The organism is Ferdinandcohnia sp. Marseille-Q9671 (assembly GCF_976954385.1).
The window spans coordinates 482,750-496,919 of the sequence record NZ_CDRJTA010000001.1 but is presented as its reverse complement, the minus strand read 5'-3'; the positions used below and the strand labels follow the sequence as shown (position 1 = coordinate 496,919).

Sequence of the window (14,170 nt, the reverse complement as noted above, 5' to 3'; positions counted from 1 at the left end):
GATGATGTTGAAAACAAATGTTTTAGTGATTGGACTTGGCTTAATCGGTGGTTCAATCGCACTAGCGATAAAAAAGGAACATCCTGAAGCAACAATATACGGTTTTGACCGTGATACAGAGTCATCACTACTTGCAAAGACGTTACAAGTAATTGATGAAGTAGTGTTTAAGTTGGAGGATGTCGTACATACATGTGATTTTATTTTTATATCTGTACCAGTGAAACAAACTGTAGAAATTATTCATGAGTTACGTACATATGAACTTAAAAAAGATGTCATTGTAACAGATGTTGGTAGTACAAAACAACAAATTGTGACAACGGCTGAGTCTATTTTTAACACAATCGGGGTGACTTTTATAGGTGGACACCCAATGGCTGGGTCACATAAAAGCGGTGTAGCTGCTGCAAAGGAACATCTATTTGAAAATGCATTTTATATTTTTACACCTATTAAGCAGGATTCCTCTAGCAAACAAGGGGTTGAACAGCTAAAGATACTCTTAAAAGGGACAAAGGCAAATTTTGTTACGATGTCTCCTGAAGAGCATGACCGCGTAGCTGGTGTTATAAGTCATTTTCCACATATTGTTGCGGCGAGTCTTGTTCATCAAGCTGAAAAATATGATAAGGAAAACGAGTTAGTCCGACCACTAGCAGCGGGAGGATTCCGAGATATTACGAGAATTGCATCCAGCAATCCATCCATGTGGCGAGATATTTTGCTACAGAACCGAGATATATTACTAGATCTTTTTGAAAAATGGATTCATGAAATGGATCAAATTCGAGAATTTGTGAAGACCGGTAATGGTGATCATATTTATAACTACTTCATGGATGCCAAAAATTTTCGAGATGGACTACCAACACGTACAAAAGGCGCGATTCCGTCATTTTATGATTTGTATGTGGATATTCCTGACTATCCAGGAGTTGTTTCTGAAATTACTGGACTACTTGCACAAGAAAGAATTAGTATTACAAATATAAGAATCATTGAAACAAGAGAAGAAATATATGGTGTATTACGAATTAGCTTCCAAGGTGAAGAAGACCGGGAAAAAGCTAAGCAATGTATTGAAAGTAAAACAAATTACGAAACGTTTAATGGATAACTATTTAAGATACATTAGAAATGCTTACCCAACAAAGTTGGGATGGCAATCATACACAATTACATTTACGCAAAGTCAAAGTGCATTGATTAGGGAGTGGGTAAGATGGATGCATTAAAATTACGTACAAATATTTCTGGATTAACTGGTACGATTCATATTCCAGGTGATAAGTCGATTTCGCATCGTTCCATTATGCTTGGAGCGATTGCTAAAGGAAAGACGGTTGTAGATAATTTTCTTCCCGGGGACGACTGTTTAAGTACAATAAGTTGTTTTGAAAAATTGGGAGTAAAGATTACACAGCAAAACGATCATGTGGAGATAGAGGGAGCTGGTTTTGAAGGGTTACGCGAGCCTATGGAAGTGTTAGATACAGGAAATTCTGGGACAACCACTAGATTGATGGTTGGTCTACTATCTGGTATTCCAATTCACAGTTGTATGATCGGTGATGAATCCATTGCCAAGAGACCAATGAAGCGTGTAACATCACCGTTACGTCAAATGGGAGCTAAAATTGATGGAAGAGAGGATGGGAATTTTACCCCTCTTGCCATTCGAGGTGGATCATTACATGGTATTGAATACCTATCACCTGTAGCTAGTGCACAAGTGAAATCCTCCATTCTTTTGGCTGGGTTAAATGCAGAAGGTACAACTTCTGTTACCGAGCCACATAAATCGAGGGATCATACGGAACGAATGCTTCGTGCTTTTGGCTGTGAAGTAGAAGAAGATGGTCTTACTGTTAAAGTGAGAGGGCAGCAGAAGCTTACAGCGACAAATATCCAGGTGCCAGGTGATATCTCCTCGGCCGCATTTTTTCTTGTGGCTGGAGCAATCGTACCTAATAGTAAGCTTACATTGAAAAATGTGGGTATGAATCCTACGAGAACAGGTATTATTGATGTGCTAGTCCAGATGGGTGCACGACTTGAAATTGAAAATGAACGAGAAGTAAATAATGAACCAATTGCTGACCTGACTGTTCAAACATCAGACCTTAAAGGGATTGAAATAGGTGGTGACATCATTCCTCGATTAATTGATGAAATTCCGATAATTGCTTTATTAGCAACCCAAGCAAACGGAAACACAGTTATTAAAGATGCTGGTGAACTAAAGGTTAAAGAAACCAATCGTATTGAGACGGTAGTAGGTGAGCTCTCTAAGCTTGGTGCAGTAATTGAATCAACGGATGATGGAATGATTATTACTGGTACGAAGGAGCCTTTAACTGGAGGCAAAGTACAAAGTCATGGTGATCATAGAATTGGCATGATGCTTGCAATTGCTGCTTGTATTGCTACTGGTGAGGTTGTTCTACAAGCTCCTGAATCCATTTCAGTTTCTTATCCAAGTTTCTTTGAACATCTTGATTTGTTAGTTAAAGAAAGCAAATAGAATTCCTTATACTTGCCCATGGAGTCCCAAATTCCATGGGTTCTTTCCTTTGGAAAAGAAAGTTTCTAAGCCAATCAGGCCGATTATAAAATAATAGTAGTAAAATCATAAGAAGCCCTTATTAAATAAACATACATTTCCCTTTTTTCGCATAGCTTGTCTTAAGAGTATTTGTCTACTGGTATGTGAAAGGGGAGGTTTGATGCCGTATATTTTAGAAAAAGCAAGTATTCTAAAGGAAAATAAAGTTGTTTCATGCTCTATACTAGTAAAAAACAAACGAGTTGATTATATGAGTGACAACCTCAGAAGACTTTCATATATGAAAACGAACCTGTCACAATACCTATTAACACCAGGTCATGTTATGGTCAACTATTCTTTTTCGTCTGAGCATTCCTTTCAAACATTTAAAAAGAAGATGACAGAAGACTACTTACGTAGAGGCTGTACAACACTACTTGTTATTAGTGATAGTAAAAATGAAAACGATTTAGCTCATTCACTAAAAAGCACTAGGCATAATTTGTTGAATAGTCCAATCGATTATTACGTTGGTATTCGAATTCCTCTCGGAAGTTTAACACCCTCGCTGCTTGTTGCCTGTAGGCGTAAAAAAGTTCCAGTAATCATTGTCTCCATTGAAAATATAGACGATTTACACACAATTCCATGGGGCTGGATAAGGGAATCATATCATGCTTACCAAATCCCAATTATCCCTGAGTGGAATATTAAAGAGAAATCTATATTTACAAACAATCGAAAAGAAGAGATCTGGAAGGCCATCACTGAGGATAACCGGATACCTACTATCCCAGTTTGTCCAAGCGAAGACCATCCACTATCGATTGATATGTTAAAAAAAATTGGTATTTACCCAGATAAAGGAGATATTCGCGTTGGAGGGGAGCTTGATTACAACCTTTATGAACATGATTCGATAGGCTATACAGTTGATGAAAAGCCAACTCTCGATTATCATAAACTTATACCGACTATAACCATGCACAAAGGGAATTTCACAAAAATAGGAAACAGGGTATACTTCCATTCGGGCTTTGGTAATGAATGTATAGTAAAGAAACCTGGCTTTTTTGTATCTTCCTTTGATAAGGATGTATTGGTAAAAGAGAGATAATAAGAGGAGCAATCATTCATGAATCGATTAGATAAAGCAATTCAACTAGTAGAGGATGGAAACGTAGAGGAAGGGCTAGAGGCTATAAAAAAGTTTCGAGAACAATCAAATGACGACGAAAAATACACGATTGCCCAAAATTACTATAAATGGGGCTTTATTGAGGAAGCAAAAGAAATTGTTGAAGAATTAATTGCGCAATATCCAGATGAAGGAGAGCTATTTGTTTTTTTAGCTGAAATCATGATTGACCTTGATATGGAGGAAGAAGCAATAGACATACTAGAACAAATTGCTGAAGACGACCCTGTCTATTTAGAATCTCTCGTTCTACAGGCTGACTTATTCCAAATCCAGGGTTTACATGAAGTAAGTGAACAAAAACTACTAGTAGCAAAAAAACAATCTAATAATGAACCAATTATTGATTTCGCTTTAGCTGAGTTATATTCAAGTCACGGTGAATATAATAAAAGCATTCCATATTATGAAACAGTGTTAAACGAAAAGACCGAAATAGCTGGAGTTAACGTAAATGCTCGAATAGCTGAAAGCTATAGTGCTACTGGTAAGTTTGAGGAGGCACTTCCATTTTACGAAGAGGCTATGAAAGAGCAAGAGGACAGTAATACACTGTTTGGATTCGGGGTTACTGCATTCCAAGCAAAGTATTTTACAAAGGCAATCGAGGTTCTGTCAAGACTCAAAGAACTAGATGGAGATTACGAATCCCTTTACCTCTATTTAGCAAAGGCATATGAGGAAGAAGGGCTATTAAAGAATAGCTTAGAAGTTCTAATAGAAGGCCTAAAGGTGGAATCCTTGAATAAAGAGCTTACCTTTTATGCTGGTAAAATATCAATGATGCTTGGTGATAAAGATTCTGCTGAACAATATCTACGTGAAGCAGTAGGAATTGATCCTGGCTATGTGGAAGCCACGCTACAGCTATCAAAATTCCTCATTCGTGAAGAAAGATATGAGGACGTAGTTGACCTCTTAGATACAGTAATGGGTTATAGTGAGTATGATATACAATTTGAATGGGATCTTGCTTATTCAAAAAATAAATTAGAACAATATTCGGATGCATTAAATCATTACCGTCGTGCATATACTTCTTTTAAAGAAACTCCAGAGTTTTTAGAAGAGTATGGATATTTTTTGATGGAGGATGGTAAACGACAAGAAGCAATCGAAGTCTTTAAGGAATTACTAAAGCTTGACCCGATGAAATATGAGATTGAAGAATTAATCTCCGAACTGCAATAGCAGGAACTTTCTGTTGTTTTGACGTACTTTTTAACATCCATATGAAGGATATTTTGAAGTGATTGTTGAAGTATATCAGTACATTACTTAATACTAGCAGAGGAGGGAAGCATGCGATGACTACCCCTGTATCTGTCAACGAGAAAAAAGACTTCATTCGCTGGTTTCTGAATAATTATCAGCTTAAAAGAAGAGAGTGTGTTTGGATTTTAAATTATTTAATGAGCCATGACCAACTTATGAAAAATGTTCATTTTGTCGAGCAGGCCCAATATTGTCCTAGAGGAATCATAATGTCGACTCATTGTGTGGATGATGTTCCATTTCGTTTTTATAAGGAAAATGTAATGACAACGGATGCTGAGAAGTCATTTCATGATATTCGGCTAAACAGAGATGAAGAAATTTATATTCAACTTAATTTCAGATCCTCCTTCCATTCTCCGAATTATGTTGCTGTATTGGAAGAAAATCCATATATGCCAAAGCATCTTCAGGTGAACGAACAGGATAAAGAGCTTGCTAAAAAGTTTCTTGAGGAGTCAATTCACTTATTCCAGAAGGAGCATCTCTTAAAACGTATCGATGAAGCGCTTGACAAACAGGATAAAACAGAGTTTCAGAAACTGACTGAACAGTTGAAAACATTGTAAATATTTTGGTAAGGCTGACTCTTGTCAGTCTTTTTTATGTGTGCCAGGCATGGCAGCTATCTAGGTGGTGAAAGTCCACTGTGGGGGTACACATCACCAACCACTAAGGAAGCGCAAGGTACTTATCGTGAGATAAGGGCTGGAGGAAGCGTGGAATAAAATCTTGGCTCGACGTACAGAAATCTGATACTAAGGCTCTATAAGGGGATGAGGCTCCATAACAAGTCAAAGTCCAAAAGATGTGCGTACTTTGTAGAGTAAATCAGGCGAGTAAAAGAGGAAAGATAGTTGTCTTACCCTGGGAGGTCTTGCGGATGTACAGTAGTACAGTCGGAAAAGGTTAGTCGCAAGAAGTCAGCAGAAGCCATAGTAATGAGTTAAATCATGAAGGGCTGAACAATTTATAGTGTTTCAACACCACGAATGCGTAAGTGACGAACTCTGAATGTGTTAATGGTGAAAGTATGAGCGTATCTCAAAGGATAACCAAAAGATAGAGCTATCACTTATTACGTGAGAGGAAAGGGGAAACGAGTGTGTCGATTTTAGAACAAATTCTAAGTAATCAAAACATGAATGAAGCCTACTTGCGTGTATATAAAAATAAAGGCACAAGTGGAGTGGATGGAGTAACAGTCAACGAACTTAAACAATATCTGAAAGAGAACAAGGATGAATTGCGCACGCGCATCAGAACAAGAAAATACCAACCACAAGCTGCCTTAAGAGTGGAAATCCCAAAAGAAAATGGAAAGATGCGCAAATTGGGAATACCAACAGTAGTGGATAGAGTAGTTCAACAAGCCATTCATCAAGTACTTAGTCCGATATTTGAAAAGCAGTTCAGTGAATTCAGTTATGGCTTTAGACCAAGAAGAAGTTGTGAGATGGCAATTATAAAAAGCTTGGAATTTCTGAATGATGAACACGATTGGGTAGTGGACATTGACCTTGAAAGGTTTTTCGATACAGTCCACCATGATAAACTAATGCGAATTATATCCAACACAATAGACGATGGAGATGTTATCTCACTAATAAGAAAATACTTAGTTAGTGGGGTCATGGTGAATGGTAGATATGAAGAAACACCAGTCGGGACTCCGCAAGGAGGCAATCTCAGCCCTCTCTTAAGTAACATTATGTTGAACGAACTAGATAAGGAACTAGAAAATAGAGGACTACGATTCGTTAGGTACGCTGACGATGCTCTTATCTTTGTGAAGAGCGAGAAAGCAGCTAATAGAGTGATGAAATCAATCGTGAGATTTATAGAAGAGAAATTAGGCTTGTTAGTCAACACAGAAAAGAGTAAAGTCTCCCGTCCGGGAGATTTGAAGTTCTTAGGCTTTGGTTACTACTACGATGCTAAAAACGGAAGATATCAAGTGAAACCACACCTAACTTCTGTACAGAAATTTCAAAGGAAGCTTCGACAATTGACAAAGCGAAACTGGAGTATTCCGTTAGATTACCGAATATTGAAATTGAAACAAGTCATTTTCGGATGGGTAAATTACTTTAGAATATCAAATATGAAAAAGGTAATGACTCGTATTGATGAGAAGTTACGCTCAAGAATTAGGGTAATCATATGGAAACAATGGAAGGTACCGAGAAAACAAATCAAATCGCTAATTCAACTAGGAATTCCAAAGGAAGAAGCGAAAGGATTAACCTTTTGTCGAAAAGGCTACCGATATATAGGATTATCAAAAGTAGTTCAAAGAGCACTTTCAAATAAAAGACTAAAGCAGAGGGGAATTCCCTCTGCCTTGGAACGTTACCTAAAAGTACACACTGGAATATAAATTGAAACGCCGTATACGCGAACCGTACGTACGGTGTTGTGAGAGGGGCGGAAATAAATTAAGTTATTTTCCCTCTACTCGATTTGTGTATTTTATGATATGGTAGTTTCGGAGTTTACCCCTAAGTATAGGGCTAACTTTAATTTTAATGGAAACCTATAAAGTTTAAAAATTAGGTACATATTAGCCTAAGTATAGTTGATTTCTATAAGCACTAGGAAAGGGAGCATACATAATGAAATGGGTCACTAAGGATATGGACGTTTATTTACAAGCAAAGGAATATGTGGACACTGCTGTCATTCCACTTATTCCAGTATCACTGGAAGGGAATTTAAAAAACACAGTTTCTATGGGAGAGTTTATTACTATACTCTCTAACGAGGTAGAGAGGCAATTTAAAGGTAGAATTATTCTTTTTCCTGCATTTACTTATTCTACTAGTGAAGAACTAACAATGGCTAAAAGTCGTTTAAATCAGTGGACAAGTGATTTGGGTGGACAAGGGATGAAACATTCCATTTTTATTACATCAGATAGCAGCTGGAAGCAGGTAGAGGCTGATTTAACTGGTACTCTCATTTGGTTGCCTACACTGCCACTTGAATATGTAGAGGAAAAGTACAAACAAACTATGTTACAGGATCAGATGAAGCAGTTAGTTTCATTATTTATGAATATTTGGCAAAAGTAAATTACTGAATAAATGTAAGCATACGGCAGATGCCAAAGTATTTTAAGGAAACCTTTTTCCAGGAGTAAGAACAAAGACTAATTACGCCAAAACGTAAGGATTTATATCATTATGTAACAATAATAATAAAACGAATGGTACTTTTGTTGAATAAAGGTAAAAAAATTCCTTACTTTTCCTCATAAAGTCACATAGTTGCCATTGTTTCAGTAAATCCTATTATTGACCTGTACCAAATATTGATATATCATGAGAATGTCCTAGTTTTAAATGTGTATAATTATGTCCGGTGTGGACTTAGCTTAACATAGAGGGGGGAAAAAAATGAGCGAGAATAAACAACGGGTTTCAAGACGTCAATTTCTAAACTATACTCTAACAGGTGTAGGAGGTTTCATGGCAGCTGGGATGTTAATGCCTATGGTCCGCTTTGCAATTGACCCATTACTTCAGCCTGAAGCTGAACACGACATGGTACAAGTGGTAAGTGTGGATAAGATAACAAATGAACCTCAAAAATTTGATTTTAAAATAAATCAAGTTGATGCATGGTATGAATCAGACGTTTCAACATCAGCATGGGTTTATAAAAATGATAATGGCGACATTATTGCATTGTCACCGGTGTGTAAGCATCTTGGCTGTGCTGTTTCTTGGGCTGAGGATCCAGCTAACCCAAATCGTTTCTTCTGTCCTTGTCACTATGGGTTATATGAAAAGGATGGTATGAACGTGCCTGGAACACCACCAATGGGCCCATTAGACGTATATCAAAGTGAAGTAAAAGATGGTTATTTATATTTAGGAAAAGCTAAGCCAAATCCTAGAGGAGGAAAGTAATCAATGTTAAATAAGATTTTTGATTGGGTTGACGAACGACTTGATATTACTCCTCTCTGGGCAGATATTGCAGACCATGAGGTTCCTGAGCACGTAAACCCAGCGCATCATTTTAGTGCGTTTGTTTATTGCTTTGGAGGACTAACATTTTTTATCGTCGTCATCCAAGTATTATCTGGTATGTTCCTAACAATGTATTATGTACCAGATATCATCAATGCATGGAATTCTGTATATTATTTACAAAACGAAGTAGCATTTGGACAAATCGTTCGTGGGATGCATCACTGGGGAGCGAGTCTTGTTATCGTAATGATGTTCTTACATACTCTTCGTGTATTCTTCCAAGGTGCATATAAAAAACCACGTGAGCTAAACTGGATTGTTGGAGTTTTAATATTCTTTGTAATGTTAGCACTTGGTTTAACTGGTTACCTATTACCTTGGGATATGAAAGCGTTATTCGCAACAAAGGTTACAATTCAAATTGTTGAATCGGTTCCTCTATTAGGGCCATACTTAAAGACTTTAATGGCAGGACATCCAGAAATAGTTGGTGCGCAAACATTAACACGTTTCTTTGCGATTCATGTATTCTTCTTACCGGCAGCATTATTCGGTTTATTAGCTGCTCACTTTATCATGATTCGCCGTCAAGGTATTTCAGGTCCATTGTAAAATGTTTGGGATGCTCTGTGATCTTAACTGTTTTCATATGATTACAGCGGCTTTTTTAGAATTAAATGAATCGAGCATGCTCGATTGTGTATGTGAATCTATGTAAAAAAACTCTTTTGAATGAAAATTCTCTAAAAAGGAGGGGGACTGATTATGCATCGCGGAAAAGGAATGAAATTTGTTGGGGACTCCCGTGTTCCTGTTAGTACGAAAAAGCACATTCCTAAGGATTACTCTGAGTATCCAGGAAAAACAGAAGCGTTCTGGCCAAACTTCCTATTAAAAGAATGGTTAGTTGGTTCTGTTTTCTTAGTAGCCTTTTTATGTTTAACAGCAGCACACCCATCACCATTGGAAAAAATCGCTGACCCGACTGCGGCAGGATATATTCCATTACCAGACTGGTATTTCTTATTCATGTATCAATTGATTAAATATACGTATGCATCAGGTGATTATAACGTTATTGGTACGCTTATTATTCCTGGCCTTGCATTTGGCGCACTATTACTTGCCCCATTCTTAGATCGTGGTCCAGAACGTAGACCATCTAAGCGTCCAATTGCTACAGGTATGATGCTTTTAGGATTTGCCTCAGTTGCATACTTAACATGGGAATCAGCAGACCAAGTAGACTGGGAAGCAAGAGCTGAATCTGGGAAAATTGTAGCAGAAGCAGAAGTTGATAAAGAATCTGAAGGATACTTGCTCTATCAAGATAAAGGCTGTATCGGATGTCATGGTGCAAACCTAGAAGGTGGACCTGCTGGAAAGGCATTAGTTGATAATGGACTAACACCTGAAGAAATTGCAGATATCGCCAAAAATGGTCAAGGCGGAATGCCACCAGGTATGTTCGAAGGAACAGATGAAGAATTACAAAAACTTACTGAATTTATCTCAGGAGTAACTTCTAAATAAGATGAAAAAAGCTGACTTTTGCAAGTCAGCTTTTTTACTTGGCATAATTTTCATATTTAACCTTGACAAGTCTACCAATTTTAAGAGAATCTTTAGGTAAGAATAAGGAAAGTTGGTACATATATGAAATGGATCACGTATTTAATGGGACAGCGTTGGGTGATTTGGATTTTGCTCTTAATTAACGTACCGGGAACCATATATGGTTACATTTGGTATGAAAGTCAATTAAAAATAACCCCCAAAGAATTTCTATTATTTGTTCCAGATAGTCCTACGGCCAGTCTATTCTTTTGTTTAGTACTACTAGCATTTATACTACGAAAGAATTGGCCACTAATTGAAGCGTTGGCTATCGTAACGCTATTTAAGTATGGGATATGGGCAGTTGTAATGAATATCCTTACGTATTTTACCGTCGGATTGAGTCCTTCTGGTTATATGTTAATAATTTCTCATCTTGGTATGGCGATACAAGGATTGCTTTACGCTCCATACTATCGGATTAAACCAATTCATTTAGTACTTGCGGCAGTATGGACCTTGCATAACGATGTGATTGATTATGTTTTCTTCATGATGCCGAGGTATAGTGTCCTAGATCAATTTACACCTCAAATAGGGTACTTTACGTTTTGGTTGAGTATCGTGTCAATTTTGATTACCTATCTTCTTTGCATTAAAACCAATCGTTATAAACTAGACCTTCAATAAAGAAATATTAATCAATGGGGGACTTTTCTATCCCTCTCTTTTAAAAAGTTGGTCTACTCTTGTCCAATCTCTCATACATTTTACTAGATGTTGAGGAGGGACAAGTATGAAAATCTCTAGAATTATATGTATTATTTGCTTTATAGTTATGATTCATCCTATATCCATATTCGCTGCCTCCAACGAAGAGAATTGGGAAAAACTTGATCAAATTTCTGACCAAGCCCTACAAATGGTGAAGCATGAAAGATACAAGGATGCTAAGCAATTATTGACTCATTTTTCAAATGAATTTCTACGAATGAATCAACGTGAACAATCCTATTCAATGGATGAACTGCGAGTTATTACGGTGACACATAATGCCGCACTTGAAGCTGTAAATTCTACTTCTCTTAGCTTTGAGGAAAGAATAAATAAAGTCACTCAATTTCGTTTGGTAATTGATGCACTTCGGTCAGAGCATCAACCAATGTGGACCGAAATGGAAGATTCAATTATGACGACATTTAGCCAAATGAAGCAAACGATTGAAGAAGGAGATAATGAAAACTACAATCAACTTCTTACTATATTTCTATCAAAATATAATGTGATTCATCCAAGTATTAAGGTAGACATTACTCCTGAAGATGTTCAAAAAATTGACTCACATATTGCATTCTTAGATACCTACAGGAATGAGGAGCTAAAAACTACCACAAGAATGCAACAACTAGATGAAATGGAGCTTGAACTTAATAATTTATTTGAAAGAATGACAGAAGATGATGCGGATCCTTCGCTTATATGGGTGATGATTTCAACTGGCGGTGCAATTATTCTTACATTAATCTATGTAGGTTGGAGAAAATATAAGGGAGATAAGCAAAAACGTCAGACACAACGTGATTATGAGGATAGATAGTTCAAGAAAGTATGCAGTGGTTCCGTGACTTTCACTGTATAAAAACAAACAGTGGGGTAGCACCCACTGTTTGTTTTGTAAGGTGTTTATTTTCGAAAAGAGCAATTTAAAGAATGGGGGGATTGATTATTTTGTAAGCAAGTTAATTGACTTTAAAGGCTTTGCTTACTAAAATAAAACTATACTATAGTATGGAGGAAAAATAGAATGTTTTTAGTATACTTTGCGTTAATTATTATCATTCCTTTATATGCGCAAATGAAAGTGAAGAGTGCATATAAAAAGTACTCTCAGGTTCCTGCTTCTTCAGGTATGACAGGTGCTGAGGTTGCAAGAAGGATTCTTGACCAAAATGGGTTATACGATGTTAGGGTTGAGGAAACACCTGGTCTACTATCTGATCATTATGATCCACGATCAAAGACAGTTAGACTTTCGACTAACAATTACTATGGTAATTCAGTCGCAGGGGCAGCCGTAGCAGCCCATGAAGTAGGTCATGCGATTCAGGACCAACAAAATTACGCATTTCTCCGTTTCCGACATGCACTTGTTCCTGTAGCAAACATTGGTTCAAATTTCTCATGGATTCTAATTATTGCAGGTATGATTTTTACCATTCCTAGCCTAATGCTTTACGGAATTATCTTCATGGCAGCAGCGGTTCTTTTCCAGTTAGTTACATTACCAGTTGAGTTCAATGCCTCATCAAGAGCAATGAACGAAATTGTATCAGCTGGAGTCATCCGAAATGACGAAGAACGCGAAACCAAAAAAGTCCTAAACGCAGCAGCACTTACCTACGTTGCAGCAGCGGCTGTAGCCGTATTAGAACTGTTGAGATTGATACTTATGTATACAGGTATGACACGTTCAGAAGAATAGAAGATAAGCCAGTTATTCTACAGTGAATAACTGGCTTTTTGCTGAGTTTTACCTATTAGCTCATTTACCCAAAAAACGAGAAATTTACAGAGCAAGCTCGCTTGCTTCAAGAAAATTTCTTGTTTCTTGGTTACCTTTCAGCCTTGCTGAAAGGCGAGAGAAGCCATAGCTTCTCTCGAATGAGCTAGTTTAGAAATAAATTTGTTAGTTTTACCGTTCAATCGGCTTTTTGTTCTCATCTAATGTAAACCCTTCACCTAGAACATCATGAACATCTGTAACCGATACAAAAGCATGTGGGTCTACCGAAATAATGACTTGCTTTAACCGTCCAACCTCACTTCTACCAACTACGCAGTATAAGATATGCTTTTCCTGTTTTGTATACGAACCCATACCTTTTAGAATCGTAACTCCACGTTCCATCTCATGTAGAATCCTCTTAGCAATTTCATCATTCTGCTCAGAAATAATCATGGCACCTCGGGCTGCATAAGCACCTTCCTGCATAAAATCAATCACCCTTGCTCCAATGAACACTGCAAGTAAGGTGTACATTGCTTCACGTGGTGATAAATAGAATATGAGGGAAACCGTGATCACCACTGCATCAAATAAGAACATGGTTCGCCCCATCGGCCATCCAATGTACTTTCGAACAAGTCTAGCAATGATATCGACCCCACCAGTTGTACCACCATATCGAAAAATTATCCCTAGTCCAACACCAATAAATACACCTGCAAACAATGCAGCAAGCATTAGATCTCCATCAAGTGGAATATTAAATTGATAGCGTTGAAAGAACCATAGGAATACGGAAAGACTAAGCGTACCGATAAGTGTATAATAAAATGCAACACGACCTAGCAATCGCCATCCAAGAATAAAGAGTGGAATATTTAATATCAAGTTGGTATAGGACGGATCGAGTTCAAATAGAAAATAAAGAAGAAGGGTTATTCCAGTAAATCCACCCTCAGCAAGATTATTTTGCATATTAAAATGTACTAGACCAAAAGAAAAAATTGCTGACCCTAATAGGATGAAAAAGATGTTTTTTATCGAAAATTTCAAAATGAAATACCCCCGAAAAATAGTAATAAATGCCACTTTATTATAGAGTA

At 37.2% G+C, this 14,170-nt stretch carries 14 protein-coding genes; 13 read left to right on the top strand and 1 reads right to left on the bottom strand.

The features are described from left to right. The first annotated feature begins 7 nt into the window (after positions 1–7). The 13 genes from ACWNMY_RS02660 to ACWNMY_RS02600 all read left to right on the top strand — a co-directional run bounded on the left by ACWNMY_RS02660 (position 8) and on the right by ACWNMY_RS02600 (position 13,043). The gene (locus ACWNMY_RS02660) at positions 8–1,120 is read left to right on the top strand and encodes a prephenate dehydrogenase (RefSeq protein ID WP_449536740.1); all 1,113 of its coding nucleotides are present in this window, start codon (positions 8–10) and stop codon (positions 1,118–1,120) included. A 105-nt stretch (positions 1,121–1,225) separates the two neighbouring features. Continuing rightward, positions 1,226–2,527 carry a 3-phosphoshikimate 1-carboxyvinyltransferase gene (gene aroA / locus ACWNMY_RS02655; protein ID WP_449536739.1) on the top strand — a complete coding sequence of 434 codons (1,302 nt, stop codon included), beginning with the start codon at positions 1,226–1,228 and terminating at the stop codon, positions 2,525–2,527. Between the two features lie 202 nt (positions 2,528–2,729). Beyond that, positions 2,730–3,668 (top strand): hypothetical protein, encoded by a 939-nt coding sequence (locus ACWNMY_RS02650; RefSeq protein WP_449536738.1) that lies wholly within the window; start codon positions 2,730–2,732, stop codon positions 3,666–3,668. A gap of 18 nt (positions 3,669–3,686) precedes the next feature. Then, positions 3,687–4,940 carry a tetratricopeptide repeat protein gene (locus ACWNMY_RS02645; RefSeq protein WP_449536737.1) on the top strand — a complete coding sequence of 418 codons (1,254 nt, stop codon included), beginning with the start codon at positions 3,687–3,689 and terminating at the stop codon, positions 4,938–4,940. A gap of 116 nt (positions 4,941–5,056) precedes the next feature. Continuing rightward, the gene (locus ACWNMY_RS02640; protein WP_449536736.1) at positions 5,057–5,593 is read left to right on the top strand and encodes a ReoY family proteolytic degradation factor; all 537 of its coding nucleotides are present in this window, start codon (positions 5,057–5,059) and stop codon (positions 5,591–5,593) included. A 536-nt stretch (positions 5,594–6,129) separates the two neighbouring features. Continuing rightward, positions 6,130–7,404: a group II intron reverse transcriptase/maturase gene (gene ltrA / locus ACWNMY_RS02635; RefSeq protein WP_449536735.1), complete on the top strand. Its 1,275-nt coding sequence runs from the start codon at positions 6,130–6,132 to the stop codon at positions 7,402–7,404. A gap of 235 nt (positions 7,405–7,639) precedes the next feature. Further along, positions 7,640–8,098, top strand: a complete 459-nt coding sequence (locus tag ACWNMY_RS02630) for a YpiF family protein (RefSeq protein ID WP_449536734.1) — start codon at positions 7,640–7,642, stop codon at positions 8,096–8,098. Positions 8,099–8,422: 324 nt separating this feature from the next. Beyond that, on the top strand, positions 8,423–8,938 hold the full coding sequence (locus tag ACWNMY_RS02625; RefSeq protein WP_449536733.1) for a Rieske 2Fe-2S domain-containing protein: 516 nt from the start codon (positions 8,423–8,425) through the stop codon (positions 8,936–8,938). Positions 8,939–8,941: 3 nt separating this feature from the next. After that, positions 8,942–9,616: a menaquinol-cytochrome c reductase cytochrome b subunit gene (gene qcrB / locus ACWNMY_RS02620; RefSeq protein ID WP_449536732.1), complete on the top strand. Its 675-nt coding sequence runs from the start codon at positions 8,942–8,944 to the stop codon at positions 9,614–9,616. Between the two features lie 153 nt (positions 9,617–9,769). Further along, complete coding sequence (locus tag ACWNMY_RS02615) at positions 9,770–10,537, top strand: c-type cytochrome (RefSeq protein WP_449536731.1); 768 nt, start codon at positions 9,770–9,772, stop codon at positions 10,535–10,537. A gap of 123 nt (positions 10,538–10,660) precedes the next feature. Continuing rightward, positions 10,661–11,251, top strand: coding sequence for a DUF1405 domain-containing protein (locus ACWNMY_RS02610; RefSeq protein WP_449536730.1), 591 nt, complete (start codon positions 10,661–10,663; stop codon positions 11,249–11,251). 106 nt (positions 11,252–11,357) lie between these two features. Continuing rightward, entirely contained in the window at positions 11,358–12,158 is an 801-nt protein-coding gene (gene ypjB / locus ACWNMY_RS02605) for a sporulation protein YpjB (protein ID WP_449536729.1), read from the top strand. A gap of 207 nt (positions 12,159–12,365) precedes the next feature. Beyond that, complete coding sequence (locus ACWNMY_RS02600; protein ID WP_449536728.1) at positions 12,366–13,043, top strand: zinc metallopeptidase; 678 nt, start codon at positions 12,366–12,368, stop codon at positions 13,041–13,043. A gap of 210 nt (positions 13,044–13,253) precedes the next feature. Here ACWNMY_RS02600 and ACWNMY_RS02595 read toward each other — a convergent pair whose 3' ends face one another. Next, positions 13,254–14,120: a YitT family protein gene (locus ACWNMY_RS02595; protein ID WP_449536727.1), complete on the bottom strand. Its 867-nt coding sequence runs from the start codon at positions 14,118–14,120 to the stop codon at positions 13,254–13,256. Positions 14,121–14,170 lie beyond the last annotated feature (50 nt).

Coding starts and splice junctions, on each gene's coding strand:
- ACWNMY_RS02650 (WP_449536738.1), top strand. CDS start 2,730: ATGCCGTATATTTTAGAAAAAGCAAGTATTCTAAAGGAAAATAAAGTT.
- ACWNMY_RS02630 (WP_449536734.1), top strand. CDS start 7,640: ATGAAATGGGTCACTAAGGATATGGACGTTTATTTACAAGCAAAGGAA.
- ACWNMY_RS02645 (WP_449536737.1), top strand. CDS start 3,687: ATGAATCGATTAGATAAAGCAATTCAACTAGTAGAGGATGGAAACGTA.
- aroA (WP_449536739.1), top strand. CDS start 1,226: ATGGATGCATTAAAATTACGTACAAATATTTCTGGATTAACTGGTACG.
- ACWNMY_RS02615 (WP_449536731.1), top strand. CDS start 9,770: ATGCATCGCGGAAAAGGAATGAAATTTGTTGGGGACTCCCGTGTTCCT.
- ypjB (WP_449536729.1), top strand. CDS start 11,358: ATGAAAATCTCTAGAATTATATGTATTATTTGCTTTATAGTTATGATT.
- ACWNMY_RS02625 (WP_449536733.1), top strand. CDS start 8,423: ATGAGCGAGAATAAACAACGGGTTTCAAGACGTCAATTTCTAAACTAT.
- ACWNMY_RS02600 (WP_449536728.1), top strand. CDS start 12,366: ATGTTTTTAGTATACTTTGCGTTAATTATTATCATTCCTTTATATGCG.
- qcrB (WP_449536732.1), top strand. CDS start 8,942: ATGTTAAATAAGATTTTTGATTGGGTTGACGAACGACTTGATATTACT.
- ACWNMY_RS02610 (WP_449536730.1), top strand. CDS start 10,661: ATGAAATGGATCACGTATTTAATGGGACAGCGTTGGGTGATTTGGATT.
- ACWNMY_RS02640 (WP_449536736.1), top strand. CDS start 5,057: ATGACTACCCCTGTATCTGTCAACGAGAAAAAAGACTTCATTCGCTGG.